The organism is Blastococcus tunisiensis, assembly GCF_900112815.1.
Lineage (GTDB): Bacteria > Actinomycetota > Actinomycetes > Mycobacteriales > Geodermatophilaceae > Blastococcus_B > Blastococcus_B tunisiensis.
Genome location: NZ_FOND01000014.1, coordinates 102,845 through 129,057, shown reverse-complemented (window position 1 = coordinate 129,057; position 26,213 = coordinate 102,845). Strand labels below are relative to the sequence as shown.

29 protein-coding genes are annotated in these 26,213 nt (G+C 74.9%); 14 read left to right on the top strand and 15 right to left on the bottom strand.

Annotated elements, in window-relative coordinates:
• Positions 1 to 47: 47 nt before the first annotated feature.
• The 12 genes from BM142_RS17365 to BM142_RS17310 form a co-directional block, all read right to left on the bottom strand.
• Positions 48 to 452, bottom strand: coding sequence for a hypothetical protein (locus BM142_RS17365; RefSeq protein WP_092201515.1), 405 nt, complete (start codon positions 450 to 452; stop codon positions 48 to 50).
• Positions 449 to 994, bottom strand: a complete 546-nt coding sequence (locus tag BM142_RS17360; protein WP_092201513.1) for a hypothetical protein — start codon at positions 992 to 994, stop codon at positions 449 to 451. Before BM142_RS17360 ends, BM142_RS17365 begins: the two co-directional genes overlap by 4 nt.
• Positions 991 to 3,072, bottom strand: a complete 2,082-nt coding sequence (locus tag BM142_RS17355) for a PEP/pyruvate-binding domain-containing protein (RefSeq protein WP_092201511.1) — start codon at positions 3,070 to 3,072, stop codon at positions 991 to 993. The genes BM142_RS17360 and BM142_RS17355 overlap by 4 nt, the downstream gene beginning before the upstream one ends.
• Positions 3,073 to 3,152: 80 nt before the next feature.
• The gene (locus BM142_RS17350; protein ID WP_175527323.1) at positions 3,153 to 3,569 is read right to left on the bottom strand and encodes an STAS domain-containing protein; all 417 of its coding nucleotides are present in this window, start codon (positions 3,567 to 3,569) and stop codon (positions 3,153 to 3,155) included.
• Entirely contained in the window at positions 3,566 to 4,069 is a 504-nt protein-coding gene (locus tag BM142_RS17345; RefSeq protein ID WP_092201507.1) for a hypothetical protein, read from the bottom strand. Before BM142_RS17345 ends, BM142_RS17350 begins: the two co-directional genes overlap by 4 nt.
• Positions 4,070 to 4,236: 167 nt before the next feature.
• Positions 4,237 to 4,899, bottom strand: a complete 663-nt coding sequence (locus BM142_RS17340; protein WP_092201505.1) for a GerMN domain-containing protein — start codon at positions 4,897 to 4,899, stop codon at positions 4,237 to 4,239.
• Complete coding sequence (locus BM142_RS17335) at positions 4,899 to 6,299, bottom strand: sensor histidine kinase (protein WP_092201503.1); 1,401 nt, start codon at positions 6,297 to 6,299, stop codon at positions 4,899 to 4,901. The genes BM142_RS17340 and BM142_RS17335 overlap by 1 nt, the downstream gene beginning before the upstream one ends.
• Entirely contained in the window at positions 6,296 to 6,973 is a 678-nt protein-coding gene (locus BM142_RS17330) for a response regulator transcription factor (RefSeq protein ID WP_092201501.1), read from the bottom strand. The genes BM142_RS17335 and BM142_RS17330 overlap by 4 nt, the downstream gene beginning before the upstream one ends.
• 60 nt (positions 6,974 to 7,033) lie before the next feature.
• Positions 7,034 to 8,269, bottom strand: a complete 1,236-nt coding sequence (locus BM142_RS17325; RefSeq protein ID WP_092201499.1) for a phospholipase D-like domain-containing protein — start codon at positions 8,267 to 8,269, stop codon at positions 7,034 to 7,036.
• Positions 8,270 to 8,288: 19 nt separating this feature from the next.
• Positions 8,289 to 8,927 (bottom strand): GerMN domain-containing protein, encoded by a 639-nt coding sequence (locus BM142_RS17320; protein ID WP_175527322.1) that lies wholly within the window; start codon positions 8,925 to 8,927, stop codon positions 8,289 to 8,291.
• A gap of 90 nt (positions 8,928 to 9,017) precedes the next feature.
• Positions 9,018 to 9,626, bottom strand: coding sequence for a hypothetical protein (locus BM142_RS17315; RefSeq protein WP_092201496.1), 609 nt, complete (start codon positions 9,624 to 9,626; stop codon positions 9,018 to 9,020).
• Positions 9,627 to 9,805: 179 nt separating this feature from the next.
• Positions 9,806 to 10,192, bottom strand: a complete 387-nt coding sequence (locus BM142_RS17310; RefSeq protein ID WP_092201494.1) for a hypothetical protein — start codon at positions 10,190 to 10,192, stop codon at positions 9,806 to 9,808.
• Between the two features lie 12 nt (positions 10,193 to 10,204).
• Here BM142_RS17310 and BM142_RS17305 point away from each other — a divergent pair, with 12 nt between their 5' ends.
• The 13 genes from BM142_RS17305 to BM142_RS17245 all read left to right on the top strand — a co-directional run bounded on the left by BM142_RS17305 (position 10,205) and on the right by BM142_RS17245 (position 23,002).
• Positions 10,205 to 10,447, top strand: coding sequence for a DUF1918 domain-containing protein (locus BM142_RS17305; RefSeq protein WP_254791039.1), 243 nt, complete (start codon positions 10,205 to 10,207; stop codon positions 10,445 to 10,447).
• A gap of 11 nt (positions 10,448 to 10,458) precedes the next feature.
• Complete coding sequence (locus tag BM142_RS17300) at positions 10,459 to 12,525, top strand: elongation factor G-like protein EF-G2 (RefSeq protein ID WP_092201492.1); 2,067 nt, start codon at positions 10,459 to 10,461, stop codon at positions 12,523 to 12,525.
• Between the two features lie 144 nt (positions 12,526 to 12,669).
• Complete coding sequence (locus BM142_RS17295; protein WP_092201490.1) at positions 12,670 to 13,341, top strand: cardiolipin synthase ClsA; 672 nt, start codon at positions 12,670 to 12,672, stop codon at positions 13,339 to 13,341.
• Positions 13,342 to 13,373: 32 nt separating this feature from the next.
• Positions 13,374 to 14,246 carry a DUF881 domain-containing protein gene (locus BM142_RS17290; RefSeq protein ID WP_092201488.1) on the top strand — a complete coding sequence of 291 codons (873 nt, stop codon included), beginning with the start codon at positions 13,374 to 13,376 and terminating at the stop codon, positions 14,244 to 14,246.
• A 5-nt stretch (positions 14,247 to 14,251) separates the two neighbouring features.
• Entirely contained in the window at positions 14,252 to 14,584 is a 333-nt protein-coding gene (locus BM142_RS17285; RefSeq protein ID WP_092201486.1) for a small basic family protein, read from the top strand.
• Entirely contained in the window at positions 14,581 to 15,612 is a 1,032-nt protein-coding gene (locus tag BM142_RS17280; RefSeq protein WP_092201483.1) for a DUF881 domain-containing protein, read from the top strand. The genes BM142_RS17285 and BM142_RS17280 overlap by 4 nt, the downstream gene beginning before the upstream one ends.
• Positions 15,613 to 15,702: 90 nt before the next feature.
• Positions 15,703 to 16,107 (top strand): glycine cleavage system protein GcvH, encoded by a 405-nt coding sequence (gene gcvH / locus BM142_RS17275; protein WP_092201481.1) that lies wholly within the window; start codon positions 15,703 to 15,705, stop codon positions 16,105 to 16,107.
• 263 nt (positions 16,108 to 16,370) lie between these two features.
• The gene (gene odhI / locus BM142_RS17270) at positions 16,371 to 16,889 is read left to right on the top strand and encodes an oxoglutarate dehydrogenase inhibitor Odhl (protein ID WP_092201479.1); all 519 of its coding nucleotides are present in this window, start codon (positions 16,371 to 16,373) and stop codon (positions 16,887 to 16,889) included.
• Between the two features lie 85 nt (positions 16,890 to 16,974).
• On the top strand, positions 16,975 to 17,712 hold the full coding sequence (gene ftsR / locus BM142_RS17265; RefSeq protein ID WP_254791038.1) for a transcriptional regulator FtsR: 738 nt from the start codon (positions 16,975 to 16,977) through the stop codon (positions 17,710 to 17,712).
• 126 nt (positions 17,713 to 17,838) lie between these two features.
• Positions 17,839 to 18,327 carry a bifunctional nuclease family protein gene (locus BM142_RS17260; RefSeq protein ID WP_092201475.1) on the top strand — a complete coding sequence of 163 codons (489 nt, stop codon included), beginning with the start codon at positions 17,839 to 17,841 and terminating at the stop codon, positions 18,325 to 18,327.
• 277 nt (positions 18,328 to 18,604) lie between these two features.
• Complete coding sequence (locus tag BM142_RS17255; RefSeq protein ID WP_092201473.1) at positions 18,605 to 19,174, top strand: MerR family transcriptional regulator; 570 nt, start codon at positions 18,605 to 18,607, stop codon at positions 19,172 to 19,174.
• 217 nt (positions 19,175 to 19,391) lie between these two features.
• Complete coding sequence (gcvP, locus tag BM142_RS17250) at positions 19,392 to 22,370, top strand: aminomethyl-transferring glycine dehydrogenase (RefSeq protein WP_092201471.1); 2,979 nt, start codon at positions 19,392 to 19,394, stop codon at positions 22,368 to 22,370.
• 41 nt (positions 22,371 to 22,411) lie between these two features.
• Complete coding sequence (locus BM142_RS17245; RefSeq protein WP_092201586.1) at positions 22,412 to 23,002, top strand: DinB family protein; 591 nt, start codon at positions 22,412 to 22,414, stop codon at positions 23,000 to 23,002.
• Positions 23,003 to 23,033: 31 nt separating this feature from the next.
• Here BM142_RS17245 and BM142_RS24255 read toward each other — a convergent pair whose 3' ends face one another.
• Both BM142_RS24255 and coaA read right to left on the bottom strand, forming a co-directional pair.
• Positions 23,034 to 23,237, bottom strand: coding sequence for a DUF5999 family protein (locus BM142_RS24255; RefSeq protein WP_139228916.1), 204 nt, complete (start codon positions 23,235 to 23,237; stop codon positions 23,034 to 23,036).
• A 212-nt stretch (positions 23,238 to 23,449) separates the two neighbouring features.
• Entirely contained in the window at positions 23,450 to 24,412 is a 963-nt protein-coding gene (gene coaA, locus BM142_RS17240) for a type I pantothenate kinase (RefSeq protein WP_092201584.1), read from the bottom strand.
• Positions 24,413 to 24,526: 114 nt separating this feature from the next.
• Here coaA and BM142_RS17235 point away from each other — a divergent pair, with 114 nt between their 5' ends.
• The gene (locus tag BM142_RS17235) at positions 24,527 to 25,339 is read left to right on the top strand and encodes a GNAT family N-acetyltransferase (protein ID WP_092201469.1); all 813 of its coding nucleotides are present in this window, start codon (positions 24,527 to 24,529) and stop codon (positions 25,337 to 25,339) included.
• A gap of 35 nt (positions 25,340 to 25,374) precedes the next feature.
• On the opposite strand, the gene BM142_RS17230 is transcribed toward BM142_RS17235, so the two are convergent.
• Positions 25,375 to 26,208, bottom strand: coding sequence for a class A beta-lactamase-related serine hydrolase (locus tag BM142_RS17230; protein ID WP_254791036.1), 834 nt, complete (start codon positions 26,206 to 26,208; stop codon positions 25,375 to 25,377).
• Positions 26,209 to 26,213 lie beyond the last annotated feature (5 nt).

The window sequence follows — 26,213 nt, the reverse complement described above, 5'->3', positions numbered from 1 at the left end:
GGGTTGGCGTGGCACGGTGCGGTGACTCCGGCCCGCCGACCGGGTCGTCAGGGCCGGCCGCCGGCGTCCTCGCCCGGGGCGACGGTGGTCAGCTCGCGGACGTCCAGGAGGAGGTGCTGGACGCGCAGGTCACGCAGGCAGCCCCGGAGCTCCCGCCGGTCGAACTCGTCGAGCCCGGGCCGCAGCCGGAACGCGAACACCCCGTCGCCGGTCTGCAGGAAGGAGTCCTCCACGACGTCGGCGTTGACCAGCAGGCGGCAGGCGCTGACCAGGCCCCGGGTCATCTCCTCCCGGACGGACGGGTCCTCCCGCACCGTGGCGGCGGCCACCACGACGTCGGTGTAGGACCCCTCGGGCTGGGCCACGTCGACGGTCATCAGCTCCGACCGCAGCAGCACCACCCCGACGACGGCGACGACCGCGGCGATCAGCCCGACGACGGCGCGCTTCACCGGTGCGACCCGGCGGCGGCCGGGCCGAGCAGCACGCGCAGGGCGGCGTCGTCGGCGAAGTCGTCGCCGCCGGCCAGCAGCTCGGCATCGGTCGGCACCAGCGGGGTCACGGGGAAGGCGATGCCGTCGAGATCGGCCGCGAGCTGCTCCTCGACGCCGGAGCGGGCGGAGCTGCCGGCCACCCGCTCGATCGCCCAGGCGATGCCCGAGACGACGAAGCCACCGCCGAGCAGCACCGGGATGAAGATGTGCGTGCGGTCGAGCGATTCCGGTCGCAGCCACGGGAACGGCTTGCTCTCCACCGGTGCCGCCCGCAGCCGCTCCAGCGCGCCGGGTGGGCGGTCCCCGGCGGCCGGCGGTCGCGCGGCCGCCGTCGTGAGGCGGCGCAGCACCAGTGCGGTGCACAGCCCCACCAGGGTGGCCAGGAAGAGGATCCCGACCAGCAGGGCCCGGTGCCACTCCCAGCGGTAGATGTAGACGAACAGGTAGCCGGCACACGCGATCAGCGCGACGGTGGCGACGATCCAGCTCAGCTTCTTCACGACGTCTCCTCCTCGACGGCGCCCGTGGCTCCGTCGACCCGGACGGTGGTCCCCTCGGCGAAGGCGTCCATGGCGCCGGAGAAGCCGACGACGGTCGGGACGCCGGACTCCCGGGCCAGGATCGCCAGGTGGGCGAGGACGCTGCCGGTCTCGGCGACCAGGCCGGCCAGCCGGGGCAGCACCGGCGCCAGGGACGGGTCCAGGTTCCGGACGACGAGCACCGCGCCGTCCGGTGGGTCGTCCCCGATGTGCACCGGGCCGGTGCCGGTACCGCCGCCGGCCCCGGTGCCGCCGGCGGTGCCGCTCACGGGGATGGGGCGACCGGTGTTCCCCAGCCGGAACCGGGCCGGCAGCGGCTCCTCCGGCTCGACGGCCTCCGGCGACAGCTCGAGGGTGTCGTCCTGCACGGCAGCGGTGAGGTCGGCCAGCCGGAGCCCGCGGACGTCCTCCGCGCGCGGCAGGCGGCCGGTCGCCGCGAGCCGTTCGCCGAGGGTCCAGGCGACGCGGGCGGTGACCTCCTGGATCCACCGGACCCGCAGCCGCAGCGCCTCGCGCAGCAGTCCGGCATCGCCCCCGTCACCCGGCGGAGCGCCCTCCGGTGCCGTGACGTCGGGCGGCAGCTGCGGGAAGGAGCAGATCCGGGGCGCCGCGAGGGCCAGCACGACCGGGTTGGCGGCGACGATCTCCGTGTCGGTGAGACCGGCCCCTCGCGACCGGGCGAGCACCCGCATCGCCGCGCTCACGCCGGTGAGCCGGGGTGCGGCCGGATCCACGAGCATGCCCATGAGGACCTCGTGCGCGTGCACCGAGACCAGGGCCGGTCCGGCACGGTGCAGGACCGCCACGAGCTGCCGGTCGGTGAGCTCGTGGAGCGCCGGGACACCACCGAGCACGTGATCGGCGGAGCCGAGCACGTCCTCGGCCAGCGCGGGGAGCGCCGAGCGCAGCCGCCCTACCCGCCAGGACGCCCGTAGCCGGCGCAGCCGCGGCCGCGGATCGAGCCGGTCGCGCAGCCGCGGGGTCTCCTCCCGCGGTTCGAGCAGGTCGAGGTCGACCGCCACCCGGCCGCCGAGCACGGTGACCAGCGGGGATCCCTCCACCGCCGACACCTCGGCCGTGCCGGCGAGGAGCAGGGCCTGCCGGAGCGCCTCGCGGAGCGGCCGCACCCACAGGTCGGTCTCCAGCGGCTGGAGCGGCTCGGGGAACGTCTCGGCCACCGGCCCCGGGCCCAGGACCGGCCCGACCGGCCGGCCCCGCGGCTCGGCGGTCACCGGCCTGCTCTGCAGGAGCCGCAGCCGCCCGGCACGATCGATCGCCCACTCCACGTCCTGCGGGCCGCCGAACACGTCCGCGGTCCGCTCCGCGAGCCGGGCCAGCGCCCGCAGCTGCGACCGGCGCAACCGGGCGCCGCCGTCGCCGCGCGTGACGTCGGTGCGCCGGCCGGTCCGGTCCAGTTCGTACCGGTCCCCGTCCACCTCGCCGCTCACCAGGCGGTCCGGGCCACCGTCGACGGCGGCGACGACGAGCCGGTCCTCGCGACCCGACACGGGGTCGATCCCGAAGAGGACACCGCCGCTGCGGGCGTCGAGCAGCGGCTGCACCAGGACCGCGAGCGGCTCGCGCCCGGTCAGCGTGTCCGACCCGGCTGCGGCCTCCTGCCGGGAGGCCACGACAACGTCCACCGCCCGGCGGAACTCGTCGGGTCCGGTCACCCCCACGACGGACTCGAACCGCCCGGCCATGGAGGAGTCGCCGAGGTCCTCCACCGTCGAGCTGCTGCGAACGACGAGGGCGTGGCGTCCGTCCTGGGAGAGGCCCCGCCAGGCGGTCAGGATCTCGTCGTCGAGGGGCTCGCCGGCCGCGATCCGGTCGACCGCCGCCGTGGTCACGACGAAGCCCGGGACGATCGGCAGGCCGTGCCGGCTCGCTGTCGCGAGGGCGGCCGCCTTGGCGCCGGCGACGTCGCGCTGCTCGGCCGTCTCGTCGTCCAGGGGGACGACGGATCGTCCGGCGGATGGAGGGGAGGTCCGGGATCCGTCGTCGGTCGAGGCAGCCTGCATGATCAACAGGGTTGCCACGACGGGCGCTCATGAGGCGTGGTCGGTGAGTCTGTCAGGAGAATGTCATGAACACGCTCCGTGATCATGGCGTCGCACGATCACGGGCTCAGCTGCTGCTCGGGGGCGAGGAGGACGAGGGAACGGCCGCGGACCGTTCCCGACCGTCGCAGCGCACAGAGCATGTCCAGTCCTGCGTCATCGGCGTCGTGGAGACCGGTCAGATCGAGACAGACCCGCGTGTGACCGCTGCGGTGCAGGGCCTGCACCGTCTCCCGCAGGAGGGCGCCGGTGTCCGCGGTGAGGAGGCCGTGGGGACGCACGATGCCCAGTCGGCCGTCGACGACCTGGGTGAACGGCGCGTGGGGGACGGGCCGGCAGCGCCCCTCTGACCGGGGGACCGGCTTCGGAGCGGCGCCGTGCCAGAGCCGGTCGCGCAGTGGCGCGGGCGAGCGCTCCTCCGGGCCCGCCGTGCTGCGCGGCACGCTCCGGTGCGGGCGGACGGGCCGTCGGCTCACGGCGCGGCCTCCAGGATGGTGGCGAGGAGGAACACGTCTCCGTCCCAGTCGTCGAGGTCGGCCGTGTCCATGTCCAGGCCGAGTTCCTCGGTCACGGTCCCGGCGTCGAAGCCCTCCAGCGGGGTCGCCGCGATCACCAGCGCCTCGCCGCTCTCCGGCTCGACGTCACCGGCGTCCGCGGTGGTGACGACGAGCACCGGATCGACCTCCTCCCCACTGGGGGAGGTGACGGTGAAGGCCCGCGGGGAGATCACGTCGGCCACGTCGGCGAGCACGGTGACCTCCTGCTCGCTGTAGGCCTCGAGGTCTGCCCGGAACGCGGGGTCGAGGATCCCGACGTAGGGGTCGTCGAGGTCGTCGGCGCCGCGGATGTCGGGGATCTCGGTCTCCAGGGTGGGAGCGAGGGCGTTCTCGTCCTCCTCCCCGCAGGCCGACAGCCCGACCCCGGCCAGCACCAGGACCGCGGCCAGCACCGGCGACCGACCGAACCGATCCACCATGTCCGTCCTCTCTCATCGCGGGGGCGCGGACGGCGTCGTGCCGCACCGTCCCCTCCACCATGGGCGGGGATGACGGAGCCGCGCGCGGCGGGCCGCCGGTCTGTCACACACCTGTCATGGCGGCGCGCCCGGTGGGGTCCGCCACCGGCAGGACCCCCGTACGCCGCTCACCGGGGGACAGGTCGCCGGCGGCCGGTCGTGGGCGCGGCCGGGGGAGCGGTCCCGGGCGCCGGCCCGCCCGGTTCCTCGCTGCGCGGAGCCCCGGACGGTGCGGGCGCCGGCGCGGCCGGGGCGGCCGACAAGTAGTCGTCGCGGTCGACGGCCAGTCTGGTCAGCCCGCTGTCGGTCGGCACCTCGAGCGGCCGTCCGTCTTCGGTGATCCGGACGCCTCCCACCCGGGGGTCCTCGGTCACCGTCCACACCACCTGCGCCATCGCCAGCAGCTGGCTCACCCCCGAGATCTCGGTGAAGTCGCGCGTGACGGCGATGGTGACCACCGCCGTGTCACCGGACGACGGATCCGGGAACAGGCTCTGCGGGGGGAGGGCCGTCCGCAGCCCGCCGACCAGGACCTCGACGCGCGTGGGGCCGGCGGCGAGGAGCTCGAGAGCCGCGTCGATCCCCGGCTGCGGATGGGACCTGATCACCGGCTCGAGACGTGCCCCCCGGACGAGGTAGACGCGCAGCTGCGGATCGTCGGGCTCCCCGCTGCGGCCGGCCTCGCCGGTGGAGGGCGGCGCGATGCTGACCACCTCGGGCCGGGCCTGCGGGTCGATGCCGCACCCGGCCACCAGCAGCACGGCGGCCAGGGCGAGGAGGGCGGTCCGCATCAGCCGGGCCTCCGGATCTCCGGGTCCACGGGCAGGCGGACCACGAACCGCGCGCCGCCGCCGGGGTTGTCGGTCACGTCGACCGACCCTCCCATCAACTGCAAGTGCCGCGTCACGAGCGCCAGCCCGAGCCCACTGCCCTCGCTGGCGGTGCGGGCACTGCCGCTCCCGCGGGCGAACCGCTCGAAGACCGCCGCCCGCTCCGCCTCCGGGACCCCCGTCCCGCGGTCGTCGACGATCACGCGGGCGATGTCGCCGCTGCGCTCGACCGCGACCGCAGTGAGCCCGCCGCCGTGGTTGTCGGCGTTCTCCACGAGGTTGCCGACGACCCGTTCCAGCCGTCGCTTGTCCGCGCGGACCACCACGTCGTCGGCCCCGCTCGCCACCCTCAGCGGCACACCCGCCCGGCCGTCCAGCTCGCGCCGGGCCATTGCCTCGTGCACGAGCGCGGCGAGCCGGACCCGTTCCAGCACGAGGTCGCCGCTGCCGGCGTCGGCCCGGGAGATCTCCAGCAGGTCGGCAACCAGGCGCTCGAAGCGCCGCACCTCCGCGCCGAGCAGCGCCAGGCCCTCGCGGCCGTCCTCCGGGAGGTCGTCCGCGTGGTCCTCGATGAGGGCCATCGCGTTGAGCATGGTGGTCAGCGGGCTGCGCAGCTCGTGGCTGACGTCCGAGGCGAACCGGGCGTCGGTGCGCACCCGTCGCTCCAGGGCCGCGGCCGTGGCGTTGAAGGACTCGGCGATCGGGACGAGCGTGGGGTCCTCGCGCGGATCGATCCGCGCCGTCAGGTTCCCGGCGGCGATGGCCGCCGCCGCGGCGGAGATGCGGTCCAGCGGCCGGAGGGCCGGCCGGGTCACCCACCAGCCGATCGCCGCCGCCACCGGGACGACGGTCAGCACGCCCAGGACCAGGATGGTGCTCAGCACCCGGTAGGTGCTGTCGAGCTCGGTCAGCGGGAAGACCTCGAAGTAGGCGTCGTCGAGCCCGGCCAGGGGCACCCCGATCGCGAGGTAGGGCCGGCCGTCGACGACGATCCGCTGCCGGGACGGATCGCCCGCGAGCACCTCGGTGCGCAGCGCCCGCGGCAGGTCGTCCCGGCCGATGCGCAGGGACGTCGTGCTCCACTCCCCGTCGTCGGCCAGGAGGGACACCGAGCCGGTCTCCCGTGGCAACTGGGCCAGCAGCTGCGCCGGGGAGAGCCCCGGTGTGGCCAGGCCCCGCTGCACCTGCGCCCCGTTGGCCGCCGCCTGCGCCAGCGTGACGTTCTGCCGGGTCTGCAGGAGGTAGTCCGTCGCGTAGAGCCAGACGCCGAGCGCCATCACCGCGGTCAGCACCGCGGCCACGCCGGTCAGGGCCAGGGTGGCCCGGCCGCGCAGGGTGCGCGGCCCCCGGCGGCGGGTCACTCCGGCAGCCGGTAGCCCATGCCACGGACCGTCGTCACCACGGTCGGCGCGGACGGGTCGGACTCGATCTTCTTGCGCAGCCGCCGTACGTGGACGTCGACGAGCCGGGAGTCCCCGAAGTAGTCGTATCCCCACACCCGCTCGAGCAGCTCCTCCCGGCTGACCACCCGGCCGCGTTCGGCGGCGAGCTCGCTGAGCAGCTTGAACTCCGTCCGGGTGAGCGGCACGACGGCGCCGTCCCGGGTGACCACCCCGTCCTGCGGGGCGATCTCCAGGTCCTCGATCTGGATCCGGGGCCGCACCTGGTCCCCGCGCGACCGGCGCGCGAGTGCCCGGATCCGGGCGGACAGCTCCTTCGCCACGAAGGGCTTGGTGACGTAGTCGTCGGCTCCCGCCTCCAGGCCGGCCACCACGTCATGGCTGTCGGTCCTGGCGGTGATCATGATGATGGGGGTGTCCGAGCGCCGCCGGATCTCGCGGCAGACCTCGAAGCCGTCGCGGTCGGGCAGCATCAGGTCCAGCAGCACCATGTCGTGGGGCCGCTCCTCCAGCTGGTCCAGCCCCTCCTGCCCGCTCGCGGCCTCGGTGACCTCCAGGCCCTCCCGGCGCAGGGTCATCGCGACGATCCGGCGGATGCGGACGTCGTCCTCGATGATCAGCACGGAACGGGTCACGCCGGAACTCTGCCCAGGATGGGGGTGGCGAACCGTCTCCCGCCGTCCCGGTGCCCGGTCTCACGGATGCCGGCCGGCCAGCCCCGCGCCGCTCCAGCCGCGGAGGGGGCGTCCCGCCAGGTCAGCAGCCGTCTCCAAGACCCGCTGACCCATGCCGCGGGACCGCCATCGGGCCGGGTCGACCCGGACGCTCGCGGTCAGGTCCTCGTCGAAGTGCCGGTCGAGGGTGGCCACGACGGTCCGGTCCTGGACGAGCAGGCAGACCTGCTCGTTGAGGGCGAGGGAACGGACGTCGAGGTTCGTCGTGCCGCCCATCGCCAGCTCGCCGTCCACGGTGACGACCTTGGCGTGCAGCAGCGCGGGTTGGTAGCGCCAGATCTGCACCCCGGCGTCCAGGAGCGGCCGGAAGCCGTGCTCTCCCTGCAGGTGCACCGAGGGTTTCTCCACGTGCGGCCCGGAGACCAGCAGCTGCACCTCGACGCCGCGCCGCGACGTGGCGCAGACCAGGTCCTCCAGCCAGTCCGGCAACCGCACGTACGGGGACGCCACCCGGACCCGGTCGCGCGCGGTCGCGAGCAGGACGGCGATCGCCAGCGCGGCGTCGTTCCACCCGGGTGCCGATGACGGCCGCAGCACCTGGACCGCGCTGCCGCCCCCGGTGCCGGGGGGCGGGAACCGGTCGGCCGCGGAGATCGGCCGGTACCCACCGGCCCGGGCCCGCGCCCGCAGCCACGGACCGGCGAAGGCCGCGCGCAGGCCCGCCACGGCCGGACCCCGGACGCGGAACGCCGTGTCCCGCCAGTGACCGGGGGACCGGCCGCTGCCGGTCCAGGGTTCGGCGACCCCGGTTCCTCCGGTCAGCCCGACCACCTCGTCGGAGACCAGCACCCGGCGGTGGGTGCGCAGGTTCCACACCGTGGGCCGCCCGCTGGGCATCGGCCGGTAGAAGAGCACCTCGCAGCCGCTCCGGCGGAGCCGGTCGAGTGACCCGCGGGCGATGTGCCTCCCCCCGTAGGCGTCGAGCAGCACGCGGACGCGCACGCCGTCGGCCGCCCGCCCGGCCAGGGCGTCGGCGAGTTCCTCGCCGATGGTGCTCTCCCGCCAGGCGAACCACAGCAGGTCGATGCTGCGGGTGGCGCCCGTGACGGCCGACAGCAGGGCGCGGAAGGTCTGGTCCCCGTCGCGCAGCACGTCCACGGTGTTGCCGTCCGTGAAGGGGACGCCCAGCATCGCCTCCAGCGCCGCGCGTGGCGCCGCGCTCACCTGGGGGACGGCGGACGGGGGAGCGGTGGCCATGTCGGGGGCGCCTCCTGCCTCAGCGGACGGTGCAGCCGGTGGACGGGGTCGTCGACGGAATCGTGCTCGGCCGGTCCGCGGGGTGCCAGTCGGAGCCCGCGGACGGCCGCCGCGGGGGACGTGGCGCGGCGGACCGGTAGTCGGACCGGTCGACCGGCCGGCCGACCAGCCCCGCGTCGGTCGGGACCTCGACCGGGCTCCCGTCCACGGTGAAGCAGACCCTGTCGACCGCGCGGAACTGGGTCGCCGTCCAGACCACCTGCGCCACGGCGAGCAACTGGTTGCCGCCGCCGATGCCGGTGAAGTCCCGGCCGACCGAGATCGTCACCGTTCCGGCCGCCGGAACCATGGGGAACACCGTCGCGTCGACGGGTGACAAGGCGGTGCGCAGACCGTCGACCACCTCCGACCGGGTGGGCCCGGCCAGCAGCAGCGCCACGGCTCCCGCGGGCCCCGGCTCCGGTGCCCAGCGCGGCACCGCCTCCAGGCGCGTGCCCCGGACGAACCAGACCGCGACCTCACCCCCGTCCGGGGAGCCCCCGGAACGCGCCGACGGCGTGGACCCCGGCGGCACGGCCACCGGGTGCACCGACGCGTCCCGGGGCAGGCCGCACGCCGTCAGGGACAGGAGGACGAGCAGCAGGAGCAGAACCCGCACGTCGTCGCCCTCCCTGTCCGCCGGAGCCGGCGCACGGCCGGCGCGGTGGCCCGGACCGGTCAGGCCCCGGCCCACCGCCCCGGCGGGTGCTCAGTCGTTCTGGCCCTGTGCCTGCAGGACCTCGATGCGGTCGGCCGAGATGGCGAGGGAGCCCTCCTCCGCCTCGAACCAGGCGTCGGCGTCCTCGAAGAGCTCGTCGGCCGCCACGCCGAAGTCCTCCTCGAAGGTGTCCCGCTGGACCTGGACCACGGTGCCCGACACCTGGACGACGTCATTGGCGTCCATCTCCGCCGGTGCCGAGGCATTGACCACGGCGATCGGGTCGCCGGACTCGCCGGCGATCCTGAACGCGCTGCCGACGTCGGTCGTGGTCACCATCTCCGACACCTCACCGCTCACGGTGACCTCCTGGCCCACGTAGGACTGGGTGTCGTCCCAGAACGCGGTGTCCTCCGCGCCCAGGCCCCCGCCGTCGACCCCCATCTCGGTCTCGATGGTGCCGACGCGCTCCTCGAGGCCGGCGAGTTCGTCCTCGAAGCGCTGGAGGTCCTCGGCGGACACCCCGCCGGCCTCCGGACCGGCCGAGTCGTCACTGCAGGCGGCCAGTCCGCCCATCCCGAGGACCGCGGCCGCCAGGGCGGTGACCGCCCGTCCGGCGCGTCGGGAGGTGCTGCGGGTGGTGCGAACGGCAGTGCTCACGTCGTCTCCTTCGTTCCGCACGGCGCGAGGCGCGCGTGCTGGGTTCTCTCGGACGACGAGGCGGTGCCCGCCCCGGGAGGGGGGACTCCGAATATGGCGGCAGTGACACGGGTTCGACACCGCCCTGCCACACGGCCCGGCGGGCCCGTCGGGACGGGCCCGCGGCCGGCGGCGTCCCGCTACCGCCGGGCACCCCGGCGCAGGGTGACGACCAGGGCTGCGGCGGCCAGGGCGGCCAGCCCCAGGAGCAGCACGGGATAGCCCACCGGCTGGTCGGTGAAGAACAGCAGGACGCCGGCCACCGCGCACACCACCAGCACCAGCGACGACACGAAGACCGCCAGCGCCCGCCGGGAGCGTGGCGGGGGAGCGGCTGCGGCGGCCGGGCGGGTGTCGGGTTCCGGGCGGCGGACGGGGTGGCTGCCGGCGTCGCCGGGTGAGGGGTCCATGCACGGCCGCGTACCCGGCGGCCTCCCGTGCATGCCCGGGCGGCGAGCGCCGGTCCGGTGCTCCCGGACGACGGCGGCCCGGCCGGTGAGCGGCAGGGTCTTGTCCGTCCCCGGCATCCCGGGCAGGCTGTGAGGCAGACCACAGTCGAGCTGCCGCGAGGAGGCCGTCGGGAAGCACATGTCGGCGACCGGATCGTCGTCCACTCCACCCACCAGGGCGAACCCGAGCGGGTGGGCGAGGTCCTGGAGTGCCACGAGCCCGACGGCGGTCCGCCCTACCGGGTCCGGTGGGAGCCCGACGGGCACACCGCGCTCTTCTTCCCGGCCGGCACTCCGGCCGTGGTCCACCACACCGGCCCCGCGCACAGCTGAGGGCCGGCTCCGTGGCGAAGGACACCGGGACGGCGCCGGCCCCCCGGCCGGCCGCTCAGGTACGCAACCTGGCCCTGGTCGGGCACGCGGGGGCGGGCAAGACCACGCTGGCGGAGGCCCTGCTCGTCGCGACCGGTGCGCTGCCGCGCGCCGGCCGGGTGGAGGACGGGACCACCTGCCTGGACACCGAGGAGGTGGAGACCCGGCAGCAGCGCTCGGTGTCCCTCGGCGTGGCCACCACCGAGCACGCCGGTCACCGCGTCACGCTGCTGGACACGCCCGGCTCACCGGACTTCGTCGGGGAGCTGCGCGCCGGGCTGCGGGCGGCGGACGCGGCGCTGTTCGTGGTCTCGGCCGTCAACGGGGTCGACGCGGCCACGGTGCAACTGTGGGAGGAGTGCGCCGCGGTGGGGATGCCGCGCGCCGTCGTCATCACCCAGCTGGACCGGGCCCGGGCCGACGTGGAGGAGGCCGTCCGGAGCTGCCGGCGGCTGCTCGGCGAGGGCGTCTACCCCGTGCACCTCGTCGACCGCGGCGCCGACGGCTCGGTCCAGGGCCTGGTGTCCCTCCTGGAGCCGGACGCGGCCGCGCCGGAGGCCGACCGGCTGCGCTCGGAGCTCATCGAGGGGATCATCGGCGAGAGCGAGGACGAGGCGCTGATGGAGCGGTACCTGGCCGGCGACCAGCTCGTCCAGGCCGACCTCATCGCCGACCTGGAGACGGCGGTGGCCCGGGCGCACTTCCACCCGGTGCTCTGCGCGGCCCCGCTCACCGGGGTCGGGATCCCCGATCTGCTCGAGCTGATCGTCGCCGGGTTCCCCAGCCCCCTGGAGCACGGCTGCCCGCCGGTCACGACCGTCGACGACGGCCCGGTCCCGTCGCTGTCCTGCGACCCGGAGGGGCCGCTCGTCGCCGAGGTCGTGAAGACCACCACCGACCCGTACGTCGGCCGGGTCAGCCTCGTCCGCGTCTTCAGCGGGACGATGCGCCCCGACGTCCCCGTCCACGTCTCCGGGCACGGCATGTCCGACCGGGGGCATCCCGACCACGACGTCGACGAGCGCATCGGGGTCCTGTCGTCCCCGCTGGGGACGTCGCTGCGCCCCGTCGCCTCCTGCCCGGCCGGCGACATCTGCGCGGTCGCCCGGCTCACGACGGCCGAGACGGGGGACACCCTCTCCGCCCCGGAGGACCCGCGGCTGGTCCCCCCGTGGGACCTCCCCACACCGCAGCTCCCCGTCGCGCTGGAGGCCGCCTCCCGGTCCGACGAGGACCGGCTCGCCACGGCGCTGGCCCGGCTCGTGGCGGAGGACCCGACGGTGCGCCTCGACCGCCGCCCCGACACCGGCCAGCTCCTGCTGTGGTGCGTCGGCGAGGCCCACGCCGAGGTCCTGCTGGAACGGCTCCGCACCCGCCACGGCGTCTCGGTGACCACCGTCCCCGTGCGCGTTCCCATGGTGGAGACGCTCGCCGGCCCCGCGCGCGTCACCGGCCGCCACGTCAAGCAGTCCGGCGGCCACGGCCAGTACGCGGTCGTGGTCATCGAGGCCGAACCCGGCCCACCGGGCTCGGGCATCGTCTTCGAGCAGCGGATCGTCGGCGGCACGGTGCCCGGCCAGTTCCACGGCAGCGTGGAGAAGGGCATCCGGGCGCAGGCCGAGCGGGGCATCACCGGGGACCGGCCGCTGGTCGACGTGCACCTGACCCTGGTGGACGGCAAGGCGCACTCCGTCGACTCCTCCGACGCCGCGTTCCAGGCCGCCGGAGCTCTCGCGCTCCGCGAGCTCGCCGCCGCCGTCGGGACCCGCGTGCTCGAACCGTGGTGCGAGGTGGAGGTGGTGGTCCCGGGCGAGTACGTCGGCGCGGTGATGAGCGATCTCTCCGGCCGTCGCGCCCGCGTGACCGGCAGCGTGGCGGACCCGCTCCGGGACCGGACGACGGTGCGGGCGGAGGTGCCCGAGGTCGAGCTGCTCAGCTACCCGGGCGTGCTGCGGTCGGTCACGCACGGCACCGGCTCCTTCTCCCGCACCCCCCTGGGCTACGAGCCCGCCCCGGCGAACCTCGCGGTCCCCGCCTGACGCGGCGCCCGCACCGCCGCGGTCCGGCGGTCGGGAGGGCGCCGGCGGCTCGCGAGTCGGGACGGGCAACGGGGCTCTGCCACCGGTCCGTCGACTAGCCTTCGTGCGGGTGTGCAGCGGGCTGTCGGTCGAGGTGGGGGAGCGGTGACGTCGTCGAACGGTCCCTCGGCGGCCGTCCCCGGACCACGGCCGGTCGACGGCTCCTCCGCGGGGACCGACCGGGAGGACCTGCCCGACCGGATCTGGACGCTGCCGAACGCGCTGTCGGTGCTGCGGCTGCTCGGCGTCCCGGTCTTCCTGTGGCTGCTGCTGGGGCCGGAGGCCGACGGCTGGGCCGTGGCCATCCTCATGGTCTCCGGGTTCACCGACTGGCTCGACGGCAAGCTCGCCCGCTGGCTGGACCAGGGCAGCAAGCTCGGCGCCCTGCTCGACCCCGCTGCCGACCGGCTCTACATCGTCAGCACGCTCGTCGCGCTGGCGCTGCGCGAGATCGTCCCGCTGTGGGTGGTCGTCGTGCTCGTCGGCCGGGAGCTCGTCCTCGGCGTCGCACTGCTCGTCCTGCGCCGCTTCGGCTACCCACCGCTGCAGGTGCACTACCTGGGCAAGGCGGCGACGCTGCTGCTGCTGTACGCCTTCCCCGGGCTGCTGCTCGCCGACGGCACCGGCTGGCTGGCCACGGCCATCGAGCCGTTCGCGTGGGCGTTCACCATCTGGGGGACCGCCCTCTACGTGCTCGCGGGGCTGTTCTACGTCATCCAGGTGTTCGGCATCGTGCGCAGCGAGCGGGCCGGCGACGAGTCCCGGGTCGTGCGGTGACCCCACCTCCGCGGGGTGGTGGACCGCGCTCGATGGGGGCGTCCCTACTCGACGCGGTCCTCGCCGAGACCCTCGACCCGGCGTACGCCCAGGCCGCGGCGGCGCGTGCCCGGGAGGGCGGCCCCCGCTCGCGCACCCGCGGCCGGGTGGCCGTCGCCCTGACCATGGTGGTGGCCGGCGTCCTGGTGGCGATCACCTACCAGGAGGCCGCCGCGAGCGTCCAGGGGCGCCAGCAGGTGCGCGCAGTCCTGGTCGACGACATCCAGCGCGGTTCGGAGGTCACCGACGACCTGGCCGACCAGCTGGAGATCCTGCGGAGCGAGGTCACCGGCGCGCGGGGCGAGCTGCTCGACGCCACGGCGGTCGGCCAGCGGGTCCGGGATGCGCTGGCGAGGGCCGAGCGGGGCGCCGCCGCCGTGCCCGCGACCGGCCCCGGGCTGCTGGTGACCCTGGCCAATGCCGACCCGACGGCCGACGAGGACCCGGTGGGTGGCGGGACCGTCGAGGAGGACCTGCGCGGGCGGGTGCGGGACGGCGACCTGCAGGTCGTCGTCAACGCGCTGTGGGCGGCCGGTGCCGAGGCGATCAGCATCAACGGGCAGCGCCTGGGGCCGACGACGGCCATCCGGTTCGCCGGGGAGGCGGTGCTGGTCGACTTCCGGCCGGTCACCAACCCCTACGAGATCCGGGCCATCGGCGATCCCGACGCCCTGTCGAAGGCCTTCCTCGAGAGCCCCGAGGTGGAGGTGCTCGCCGGGATCTCCAAGACCTTCGGGCTGCGCTTCGAGTTCGCCAAGGAGGAGGAACTGTCCCTCCCCGCGGGCAGCATCCTCGAACTGAGCGCTGCCCGACCGGAGGGCCGGGACGACCCGGCTCCCGCCCCCGACCCCGTGCCTGGAGGCTGACCCCCGTGATCCCGATCCTCGGACTCGCGGCCGGTGTCCTCCTCGGCCTCTTCTTCGACCCCACCGTCCCGCTGTGGCTGCAGCCGTACCTGCCGATCGCGGTGGTCGCCGCCCTGGACGCCGTCTTCGGCGGATTCCGCGCCCGGCTGGACGGGATCTTCGATGCGAAGGTCTTCGTCATCTCCTTCGTGTCCAACATCGTGGTGGCCGCGCTGATCGTCTTCCTCGGTGACCAGCTCGGCGTCGGTGCGCAGCTGTCCACGGCGGTCGTGGTGGTCCTCGGCATCCGCATCTTCGGCAACGCCGCCGCCATCCGACGGCACGTGTTCCGCGCATGACCGGGGACGAACGACCGGACCCCCGCCGGGGCGAGGACGGCGACGACGAGGTCGTGCTGCCGCACCCCTTCGGCTCGGCGAGGGGCCGCGACGCCGCCGACGAGCCCGCCGCGGTCCGGCCCGCTGACGAGGAGCCGAACACCGGCGAGCCGCCCACCGGCGAGCCCGCCACCGGCGAGCCCGCCGTGGACGAGCCCGCCGTGGACGAGCCCCCCGTGGACCGGCCTCCTGGCGAGGAAGCGGCTGCCGGCGAGCCCGGTGCGACCGCCGACCGGCCCGCCGCCGACGTCCCGGCCGAGGGGGTGGGGACCGGTGAGCAGGGGACCGGCACCTCCGCCCGCCGGACGCGGGACCCGCTCGCCGCCGTGCTCATCGGCGTGCTCACCCTGCTGCTGGGCTTCGCCTTCGCCGTCCAGGTCCGGTCCGTCGGGGACGACCAGGACTACGCCGGTGCCCGCGAGGAGGACCTGGTCCGGATCCTCGACGACCTGAACGCCCGTGAGGAGCGGCTCCGCGACCAGATCGCGGACCAGCGGGACGCGCTGGAGCAGCTGACCAGTTCCGACAGCCGGTCCGCGGCAGCGCTGGAGGAGGCGCGCGCCCAGGCGGAGGCGATCGGCATCCTCAACGGCACGGTGCCGGCGCAGGGGCCGGGGCTGGTGATCACCATCCGCGACCCCGACGGGGAGGTCCGGGTCAGCGACGTCGTCGACGCCATCCAGGAGCTGCGGGGCGCGGGCGCGGAGACCATGCAGATCGACGACGTCCGCGTCGGCGTCTCCACCGCGGTCACCGGCACCCCGGGCGACCTGATGGTCGACGGCCGGCCCATCACCTCGCCCTACGAGATCGTCGTCATCGGCTCGCCGCAGAACATGGACACCGCCCTCAACATCCCCGGCGGGGTCGTGCAGGACCTCAACCGGCTGGGCGCCTCGGTGACGATCGAGCAGTCCGACCAGGTCCTCGTCGACGCGTTGCGGCCGCTGGACACGCCTCAATACGCTTCGCCCGACGTCGACGACTGAGGAAGGACCCCGCTGCCCCCCACCGCTCGCACGCTCGCGGCGGGGCCCGGCAGCGGGGCCGCTGAGCCACCACGAGCCCTGGAGAGCCGCATGGCCACACCCGATGACCGCCGGTACACCGACCAGCACGAGTGGGCGATGGTCCAGGGCACCGACGGCACGTCCTCCGTCGTCCGGGTCGGGATCACCGACCACGCCCAGGACGCGCTCGGGGACATCGTCTTCGTCCAGCTGCCGGCCGTCGGTGACGAGGTCGTCCCGGGGACGCCGATCGGTGAGGTCGAGTCGACCAAGTCCGTGTCGGACATCTACGCACCGGTCGCGGGGGTGGTCGCGGCCGTCAACGAGGCGCTCGAGGCGACCCCGGAGACGGTCAACGCCGATCCGTACGGCGCCGGGTGGCTGGTGGAGATCAGCGTGCCCGGGGAGGGTGGGGATCCCATCGGCGGTCTGCTGGACGCCGACGCGTACCAGGCGGTGGTCGAGTCCTCGTGACGGCCCCGCCACCGAGCCCGGCGGCCCCGGTGCTCACTATGATCGTGTGAGGACACCGGTTCGCCGGTGATCAGCACGGGGACCTCGGTTCCACGACCCTGACCGTCCGGTTGACCCTCGGGCCGACCGGCTGGTTCCATGACCCCGGTCCGCCGCTCGCGCGGCGGCCGACCCACGGCGGGCCGCCCGGCCCGCTGTCCGCCGGCCGCTCGCGGCCCGTCCAGAGGCCCGCGGCGGGGCCCCTCGCACAGGAGGAGACAGACGTGCACTGCACTCGATGTGGCCACGAGAACCCCGAGGGCAGTCGCTTCTGCGCGCAGTGCGGCTCGGCGCTCTCCCAGGAGCGGGTCGGTGAGTCGACCAGCGTGATCCCGAAGGTCGGCGGGGAGGACTCCACCGAGCAGCCGGAGATCACCGAGTCGGCGGCCGACGCGCACGCCGGTGCCGTGGAGTCGCTGCCGGCCGGCTCGGCCCTGCTGGTCGTCAAGCGCGGGCCGAACGCGGGGAGCCGCTTCCTGCTCGACCAGGACGTCACGACCGCCGGCCGGCACCCCGACAGCGACATCTTCCTGGACGACGTGACCGTCAGCCGGCGGCACGTGGAGTTCCACCGCGAGGGCGGCGGCTTCTCGGTGCACGACGTCGGCAGCCTGAACGGCACCTACGTCAACCGGGAGCCGGTCGACGTCGCCAGCCTGGCCGGGGGTGACGAGGTGCAGATCGGGAAGTTCCGCCTCGTCTACCTGACCGGCCCCCGTACCGGCGAGCCGGCCGCTCGCTAGTGCGCGGACCGGCGGGTCCCCGCGTCGGCGGGGCAGGGTCCGGCGCCCGGGGCCGGGGCGTCGGCGAGACGGGGACGTGACGGCGGTGCCCGAGCGCGACAGCGCGCTCGGGGACGCCGCCGATCAGCACACGCCACGGCTGACCATCGGCGAGGTGCTGGCAGTCCTGCGCGACGACTTCCCCGACGTGACGATCAGCAAGATCCGCTACCTCGAGTCCGAGGACCTGGTGCACCCGCAGCGCACGCCGTCGGGGTACCGCAAGTTCTCGCGGGCCGACGTGAGCCGGCTGCGCTACGTCCTGGCCGCCCAGCGCGACCAGTACCTCCCGCTGCGGGTGATCAAGGAGCACCTCGACGCCCTCGACCGCGGCGAGCCCCTGCCGGCGCCGGCCACCGGCCCCGGCTCGGTGCCGCCGGCGTCCGCCGCCGACGTCGACACCGAGGCGGGCGTACCCCCGCTGACGTCGGACCAGTTCGCCCGCGCCGCGGGCCTGGAGCCGGACCAGCTCGCCGACTGCGTGCAGTTCGGGCTGCTGTCGACCGACGCCGACGGCCGGCACCCCGCCACGGACCTGCCGATCGCGCGGGCGGCGGCCGGCCTGGCCCGCCACGGCATCGAGCCGCGGCACCTGCGCGTGTACCGCACCGGTGTCGAGCGCGAGGCCGGGCTCGTCGAGCAGCTCGTCGCCCCCGTGCTGCGGGCCCGCTCCGAGGAGGCGCGGACCCGCGCGACCGAGAAGCTGCGCGAGCTCGCGACCCTGTCGGCGCAGCTGCACACCGCGTTGCTGGAGGCGCGCCTCCGGGATCTCCTCCGTCCGTGACCGCGGCGTACCGTGGACGTGGCCGCACCGGAGCCGGGAGCGGGTCGTTCCCTCCCGGCCCGGCGACCGTCGCCTGACCTGACCGAGCCGCCCGCTCCCCCCGGGCCGCAGCCGAGGAGTCGCACCGTGCAGGAGCTTCGAGTCGTCGGTGTCCGCGTCGAACTGCCCGGGAACCAGCCGATCCTGCTGCTCAAGGAGACGCAGGGCGAGCGGTACCTGCCCATCTGGATCGGCGCCGTCGAGGCGGCCGCCATCGCGTTCGAGCAGCAGGGGGTCCGGCCGGCCAGGCCCATGACGCACGACCTGCTGCGGGAGGTCGTGAGCGCCCTGGGCGCCACCCTCGAGGCGGTCAACATCACCGAGATGCGGGACGGGATCTACATCGCCGAGCTGGTCTTCGGGGACGAGCGGGTGGTCAGCGCCCGCCCGTCGGACGCCGTGGCGCTGGCGGTGCGCACCGGTGCGCCGATCTTCGGCGCGGACGACCTGCTCGACGAGGTGGGGATCGAGATCCCCGACGAGCAGGAGGACGAGGTCGAGAAGTTCCGGGAGTTCCTGGACCAGATCTCGCCTGAGGACTTCGGCGCCGGATCCGGGTCCGGCGGCTCCGCCTGAGCAGGGGCCACCGCGCAGTCCCGCGTGGAGAGGCCATCCCGGGAACATCGGCAGGTGGCGTCTCGACCTCCACTCGAAGTGATGAGCGACGCGACACGCCGCCCCGCTCAGTTGACCGGGTCCACCACCCGGCTTACGGTCGGCGAACAACAACGGTGTGACATCTGAGGTCAGTGGGTGCAACGCCCACCGGTCGCCGCGCACGGGGCGGCACCTCGGGTGCGAACCGTCGACCCGGGCCGTGCGAGCGGACCGGGACCGGAGGAGGACGCTGGACGTGAGCGACCAGAGGGACGGCTCTCAGGGTCAGCTGTTCAGCGATGCCGCTGTCGGGGCTCCGCAGTACGACGAGGTCGACACCGACCTGGTCGGATACCGCGGTCCGACGGCGTGTGCCGCTGCAGGGATCACCTACCGCCAGCTGGACTACTGGGCCCGGACGGGCCTGGTCGCGCCATCGGTGCGCAGCGCCACCGGGTCGGGCACCCAGCGCTTGTACTCCTTCCGCGACATCCTCGTGCTCAAGGTCGTGAAGCGGCTGCTGGACACCGGCGTCTCCCTGCAGAACATCCGCAAGGCGGTCGACCACCTGCGCACGCGCGGGATCAAGGATCTCGCCAACATCACGCTGTTCTCCGACGGCGCCACGGTCTACGAGTGCACCTCCGCCGAGGAGGTCGTCGACCTGCTCGCCGGCGGCCAGGGCGTCTTCGGGATCGCCGTGTCCGGCGCACTGCGCGAGCTCTCCGGTGAACTCGCCGAGCTGCCCGCCGAGCGCCTCGACGGCGGCCCGGTGCACACCGCCGACGACGAGCTGTCGCTGCGCCGCCGTCGCCGCGCCATGTGATCTGTCGTCCTCCGGACGACGACCGCGGCCACGTGCCGTTCCCGGGCTGCGTGGAGCCCATCCCCGGCTCCTCCTCGGGGAACCCCTCGGGCTCCCGCTCGTCGGGCCGGCCTCGCGGGACGGCTCGCGTTCCAGCGTCTTCGTCTGCCGTCCCGTCCCTCCTCGGGGGACCCTTCGGGCCCCCGCTCGTCGGGCCCCCGCTGGTAGCGTTCCTGCAGTGGCCGACCGTGCTGGACCCCTGCCATCACTGAGTTCCCTGCAACCGGCCGGGGCCTTCGCCGCCCGGCACATCGGCCCACGTGCCGGAGACACCGCGGAGATGCTCGCCGCCGTCGGCCACAGCACCCTCGAATCCCTGGTCGACGCCTGCGTGCCCGAGGGCGTGCGCGACCGGACGCCGCTGGACCTGCCCGCCGCCCGTGACGAGGCGGCGGTCCTGGACCTGCTGCGCGAGCGTGCCGACGCCAACGACGTCTACACCTCGATGATCGGGTTGGGCTACCACGGCACCGTCACGCCGCCGGTGATCCAGCGCGCCTTGCTGGAGAACCCGGCCTGGTACACCGCGTACACGCCGTACCAGCCGGAGATCAGCCAGGGCCGGCTCGAGGCGCTGATCAACTTCCAGACGATGGTGGCCGACCTCACCGGCCTGCCCGTCTGCGGTGCCTCCGTGCTCGACGAGGCCACCGCGGCCGCCGAGGCCATGACGCTGGTCCGCCGGGCCGGCCGGGCCCGGCCCGACTCGGTGTTCCTCGTCGACGCCGACACGCTCCCGCAGACCCTCGCGGTCCTCCGGACCCGCGCCGAGCCCCTCGGCATCCGGCTGCAGGTCGCCGACCTGTCGGCCGGGTGGCCCACCGAGCTGCCCGAGGCGGGTGCGTTCGGCGTGCTGCTGTCCTACCCGGGCGCCGGCGGGGCCGTCCGCGACCACCGGGCGCTGGCCTCCGCCGCGCACGAGGCCGGGGCCTCGGTCGTCGTCGCGGCCGACCTGCTCGCGCTCACGCTGCTGGAGGCGCCGGGGGAGTGGGGCGCCGACGTGGCCTGCGGTACCAGCCAGCGCTTCGGCGTCCCGATGGGCTTCGGCGGCCCGCACGCCGGCTACCTCTCCGTCCGCGAGGGCCTGGCCCGCCAGCTGCCCGGCCGCCTGGTCGGCGTTTCGGTCGACGCCGACGGCGACGTGGCCTACCGGCTGGCGCTGCAGACCCGCGAGCAGCACATCCGCCGCGAGAAGGCGACCAGCAACATCTGCACCGCCCAGGTGCTGCTCGCCGTCATGGCCGGCGCCTACGCGGTCTACCACGGCCCCGAGGGGCTGGCCGCGATCGCGGCCAGGGTGCACCGCAGCGCCGCCGTCCTGGCCGGCTGGCTGCGGGCCGGCGGGCTGGCGATCGTGCACGAGCACTTCTTCGACACCGTCGCGGTGGGAGTTCCCGGCCGCGCCGCCGAGGTGGTCGCCGCCGCCGCGGAGCGGCGGATCAACCTGCGGCGGGTCGACGACGACACGGTGGTGGTCGCCTGCGACGAGACGACCACCCCCGAGACCCTGCGGGCCGTGGCGGAGTGCTTCGGCGTCGCCCCGGACGACGCCGCCCTCGACGACGCGGGGCCCGACGCCCTCCCCGCCGACCTCCGCCGGCGGACGCCCTACCTGACGCACCCGGTGTTCTCCGCCCACCGCTCCGAGACGGCCCTGCTGCGCTACCTGCGGTCGCTGAGCGACAAGGACCTCGCGCTCGACCGGACGATGATCCCGCTGGGCTCCTGCACGATGAAGCTGAACGCCGCCACGGAGATGGCCGCGATCACCTGGCAGGAGTTCGCGAACCTGCACCCCTTCGTCCCGGCGGAGCAGGCCCGGGGGTACCGGCAGCTGATCGACGAGCTCTGCGCCATGCTCGCCGAGGTCACCGGCTACGCGGCGGTCAGCGTGCAGCCCAACGCCGGGTCCCAGGGAGAGTTCGCCGGGTTGCTGGCGATCCGCGGCTACCACCGCTCCCGCGGGGACGAGCAGCGCGACGTCTGCCTGATCCCCAGCTCGGCGCACGGCACCAACGCCGCCAGCGCCGTCATGGCCGGCATGCGGGTCGTCGTCGTGGCCTGCGACGAGGCCGGCAACGTCGACGTCGCCGACCTGCACGCCAAGGTCGGCCAGCACGCCGAGCGGCTGGCCGCGATCATGCTCACCTACCCGTCGACCCACGGTGTCTTCGAGGCGGCGGTGCAGGACATCTGCGCCGCGGTGCACGACGCCGGCGGGCAGGTCTACGTCGACGGCGCCAACCTCAACGCCCTGGTCGGGCTGGCCAAGCCGGGCCGGTTCGGCTCCGACGTGAGTCACCTCAACCTGCACAAGACGTTCTGCATCCCGCACGGCGGGGGCGGACCGGGAGTGGGCCCGATCGGGGTGCGCGAGCACCTGGTGCCCTTCCTGCCGGGCCACCCCCTGGTCGACACCGGCAGCAGCGGTCCGGCCGTCTCCGGCGCGCCGTGGGGCTCGGCCGGCATCCTGCCGATCTCGTGGGCCTACATCCGGCTGATGGGGCCCGACGGGCTGCTCGCCGCCACCGAGCACGCCATCCTGGCGGCGAACTACGTGGCCGCTCGGCTGCGGGACTCCTACCCGGTGCTCTACACCGGCGCCGACGGGCTCGTCGCGCACGAGTGCATCCTCGACATCCGGCCGCTGACCAGGGCCACCGGGATCACCAACGACGACATCGCCAAGCGGCTGATCGACTTCGGCTTCCACGCCCCGACGATGAGCTTCCCGGTCGCCGGCACGCTGATGGTCGAGCCGACCGAGAGCGAGGACAAGGCCGAGCTCGACCGGTTCGTCGAGGCGATGGTGACCATCCGCGCCGAGATCGAGAAGGTCACGACCGGTGAGTACGACGCCACCGACAACCCGCTGCGGAACGCGCCACACACGCTGGCCATGCTGGCGGGGGAGTGGGAGCGGCCCTATCCGCGGGCCGAGGCGGTCTACCCGGTGAGCGCACTGCGTGGCCGCGGCTACCTCAGCCCCGTCCGCCGGGTCGACCAGGCCTACGGCGACCGCAACCTGGTGTGCTCGTGCCCGCCGCCCGAGGCGTTCGCCGAGCCCGCGGCCCCGGAGGCCGTGCAGCCGGGACGGGGGGACGGAGCGCCCGACGACCTGGGGACGACCGCCGACGTGGTGGGCGCCCGGAACTGACGACGGACGCCGTGCCGCTCCTGGCTGGCAGGGTGGCGGCCATGAGCGAGCAGACCGTCAAGGCGGACCTCCAGCGGTACCTGCAGGTGGGGCGGGACGCCCTGCTCTGGAAGCTGCACGGCCTCGACGAGTACGGCGTCCGGCGGCCGATGACCCCGACGGGCACGAACCTGCTGGGGCTGGTCAAGCACCTGGCGTACGTCGAACTGGGCTACTTCGGCGAGACCTTCGGCCGTCCGGCGGACGAGGCCGGACCATGGGTCGCCGACGACGGCAGCCGGCCCAACTGGGACATGTGGGCGACGGCCCAGGAGTCCCGCGAGGACGTCGTGGCCCTCTACCGCCGGGCGTGGCGGCACGCGGACGCGACGGTCGAGGACCTGCCGCTGGACGCCCCGGGCCGGGTGCCGTGGTGGGACGGGGAGCGCGCGCAGGTGACCCTGCACCGGGTGCTGGTGCACGTCATCGCGGAGACCGACCGGCACGTCGGTCACGCCGACATCGTGCGGGAGCTCATCGACGGGGCGGCCGGGCTGCGCGCGGGCGGGGACAACCTGCCCGCCGTCGACCGGGCCTGGTGGACCGGCTACCGCGACCGGCTGGAACGGGTCGCGCGCGAAGCCACCTCGTGAGGCACCGTCCCGGGCCCGCAGGGGTCCCTGATCAGGCCTGGGCGAGCTCGGGAGCCAGCCAGACGTGGTGGTCCGGGACGGCCTGGCCGTCGGGGAGCAGTTCGCCGTCGTCGTCGAAGAGCACGACGCCGTTGCACAGCAGGCTCCACCCCTGCTCGGGGCGGCTCCGGACCACGGCCGCGAGGTCACGTGCCTCGCTCGCGGCGTCGGGGCAGGGCGTTACGTGGTGGCACATGGCGGTCTCTCTTCGTTCGGCATCCACGACACGGCCCGGAACTACGCACCGTGTTCGTCTAGTCACTGGATTCGGCAAGTGTGCGCCCCGACTGAAGCCGCCGGGCGTGAGCTGGGTCACCGAATCACTCCAAGGAGTCGGCAGGTAGTGCCAACGCCTCCGACGCCCGGGTGCGAACGCGCAGGTCGGCGGCGCGTCCGCCGGCGCCGCGGTCAGAGCTTGCGGAGCAGCACCCGCCGCACGGAGTGGTCGGCGGCCTTCTGCAGCACCAGCCGTGCCCGCGAACGGGTGGGGGCGATGTTGGTGCGCAGGTTGGGGCCGTTGACCGCCGACCAGATGCCCAGGGCCGTCTCCCGGGCCTGGTCGTCGGTGAGGTCGGCGAAGCGGTGGAAGTACGCCGTGGTGTCCCGGAACGCCGTGCGCCGCAGCGCCAGGAACCGCTCGACGTACCACCGCTGGATGTCGGCCTCGGCCGCGTCGACGTAGACGGAGAAGTCGAAGAAGTCGGAGAGGAACACGGGGGGCGCCGTCCCGTCGGCCCGGCCACCGGCCTGCAGGACGTTGAGCCCCTCGAGCACCAGGACGTCGGGCCGGTCCACCACCTGCCGGGCGCCGGGGACGACGTCGTAGGACTGGTGGTCGTAGACCGGGGCGGAGACCTCCTCGCGGCCGGACTTCACGTCGGCCAGGAACCGGACCAGTGCCCGGCGGTCGTAGCTCTCCGGGAAGCCCTTGCGGCCCAGCAGGCCACGGGACTCCAGCACCGCGTTGGGGTGCAGGAAGCCGTCGGTGGTGACCAGGTCGACGCGGGGGGAGCCGGGGGCGGCGGCCAGGAGGCGCTGCAGCAGGCGGGACGTCGTGCTCTTGCCGACCGCGACGCTGCCGGCGACGGCGATGACGAACGGCACCTTGGCCGTGCTGTTGCCCAGGAAGTCGCTCTGGGCGGCCCAGAGCCGCTGGCTGGCGGTCACGTGCAGGTCCAGCAGCTCGGCCAGCGGCAGGTAGACCGTGGCCACCTCGTCCAGGTCGATCCGGTCGCCGAGCGTGGCCAGCTCGCGGAGCTCGGCCTCGTCCAGCGGCAGCCGTGACCCCGCGGCCAGGGCTCGCCACGACGCGCGGTCGAAGACCGCGTAGGGCGAGATGGAGCCGCGTGCACCGACCGTCACGGGGCCCATCGTGCCGTCCGGGCGTCCGGTGGCGAACGTCCGGGTCACCCGCCCGGGTGGGAGAGCGGCACCGCGAGGGGGGACGGAGCGGACGCGGTGCCGGCGCGCGTCTAGGGTGCGCGTGTGCCCACCCGCCCGGGGCTGCTCGAGTGCATCGAGCGCTACGTCGCCGCCGCCCCGCTCCCGGACGCGCGGATCCGCTCCGTGGGCGGCCTCGACGTGCCGATCGGCGACCCGGCCTGGCCCTATCCCGCTCACCCCCGCGCGGGGGCCGGTCCGGTGACCGCCGACGACGTGCGCGCGACGGTGGCCCTGCAGGAGGAGTCCGGGCTGCCCGCCGCGCTGGAGTGGGTGCCGGAACGCTCCCCGGAGACCACCGCCGCCGCCCGGGCGGCCGGGCTGACGGTCGAGGAGCTGCCGCTGCTGGTCGCCGTCGACCCGGTGGAGCTGCTGCTGCCCGTGGGGCTGCGCCTCTACGTCGTCGGTGCCGACGACCCGGAGCTGGCCCGGTACCAGCTGGTGGCGGCCACGGCCTTCGCCCACCCGGGCGGCCCGGCCGACGTCGGCGACGTCCCCCTGGACTCCTCCGACGAGGCCCGCGCGCGCACCGAGGTGCTGCGCGAGCGCATCGCCTCCGGCCGCACCGTGATGATGGTGGCGGTGGACCACGGCGAGCCGGTCGCGGTCGGCACGCACCAGCCGGTCGACATCGGTGGCACGGAGGTCAGCGAGGTCGTCGGCGTGGCGACCCACCCGCGGCTGCGCGGTCGCGGCGTCGGGGCGGGCGTGGCGTCGGCCCTGGTCGCGCACGCGACCGAGACGGCCGACATGGTCTTCCTCGCCGCCGGCGACGACGACGTCGCCCGGGTCTACGAGCGGGTGGGGTTCGCCCGCCTGGCCACCTCGGCGGTGGCCGACCTGCGCCCGCCCTGCTGAGATCCGCCTCGGCCGACGCGCTGCTGGGATGCGCCTCAGGGAGGCGGGGGCGGGATCGCCGCCGCCGCGGAGGTGAGCGCGGCCCGGGCGGCGGCGTAGCCGGTGCTGCGCGGCACCTCGCTCAGCAGCACCACCACGCGTGACCCGATCACGCCCACCGAGTGCAGGTGCCGGCTGCCGCCCACGCAGCACATCCAGCCCTGCTTCACCGCCGTCCCGGAGGGTGCGGTCCCGAACAGCCCGAACCGCTGGTCGAAACCGTCCGCGGCCAGCGGCGTCGCGGCCCGCATCCAGGCCAGTATCGAGGCCGCGTCGTCGGGATGGGCCACCACCGGCAGCAGCGACAGGAACCGGGCGAGGTCCTGCGCGGTGGTCAGCGCCTGCCCCCACTGGCCGGGGACGTCCGGGGGAGCGGTGCCCTCGAGCCCGTAGCGGCGGGCGACGTCGACCACCATCCGGGCTCCGTCGTAGCGCACCCACAGCGTCGAGGCGGCCGGGTCGTCGGACCGGCGGATCATGTCCTCGAGCAGGGCGGGATCGTCGGGTCGGAGGACGAGCCGTCCGGTGCGGGCCCGGTGCAGGACGTCCTCGGCCACGAACAGCTTGACCATGGAGGCCGTCGGGAAGGAGCGGCCGGCCGCGGCGTTCCCGGCCGCGGCGGCCGCCACCCGTGCCGCCCGCGCCTCCGCCGCCCGCAGCGACAGCCCGGACCCGGGCACCTGCTGCCGGGCGACCGCGACGGCGAGCGTGCCGACCGGGGGATAGGCCGCCGTCACCCGCGGCACCAGCTCGGCGGCGTGCGGTTCGCCGGCGACCGCCCGGCCGTCAGCCAGGAGGAGCACCGACGCGAGCAGGACGACCACGAGCACGGCGC

Coding starts and splice junctions, on each gene's coding strand:
- BM142_RS17290 (WP_092201488.1), top strand. CDS start 13,374: ATGGGGGCGTCCCTACTCGACGCGGTCCTCGCCGAGACCCTCGACCCG.
- BM142_RS17340 (WP_092201505.1), bottom strand. CDS start 4,899: ATGCGGACCGCCCTCCTCGCCCTGGCCGCCGTGCTGCTGGTGGCCGGG.
- gcvH (WP_092201481.1), top strand. CDS start 15,703: ATGGCCACACCCGATGACCGCCGGTACACCGACCAGCACGAGTGGGCG.
- coaA (WP_092201584.1), bottom strand. CDS start 24,412: ATGGGCCCCGTGACGGTCGGTGCACGCGGCTCCATCTCGCCCTACGCG.
- BM142_RS17345 (WP_092201507.1), bottom strand. CDS start 4,069: ATGGTGGATCGGTTCGGTCGGTCGCCGGTGCTGGCCGCGGTCCTGGTG.
- BM142_RS17280 (WP_092201483.1), top strand. CDS start 14,581: ATGACCGGGGACGAACGACCGGACCCCCGCCGGGGCGAGGACGGCGAC.
- BM142_RS17325 (WP_092201499.1), bottom strand. CDS start 8,269: ATGGCCACCGCTCCCCCGTCCGCCGTCCCCCAGGTGAGCGCGGCGCCA.
- BM142_RS24255 (WP_139228916.1), bottom strand. CDS start 23,237: ATGTGCCACCACGTAACGCCCTGCCCCGACGCCGCGAGCGAGGCACGT.
- BM142_RS17310 (WP_092201494.1), bottom strand. CDS start 10,192: ATGCCGGGGACGGACAAGACCCTGCCGCTCACCGGCCGGGCCGCCGTC.
- BM142_RS17245 (WP_092201586.1), top strand. CDS start 22,412: ATGAGCGAGCAGACCGTCAAGGCGGACCTCCAGCGGTACCTGCAGGTG.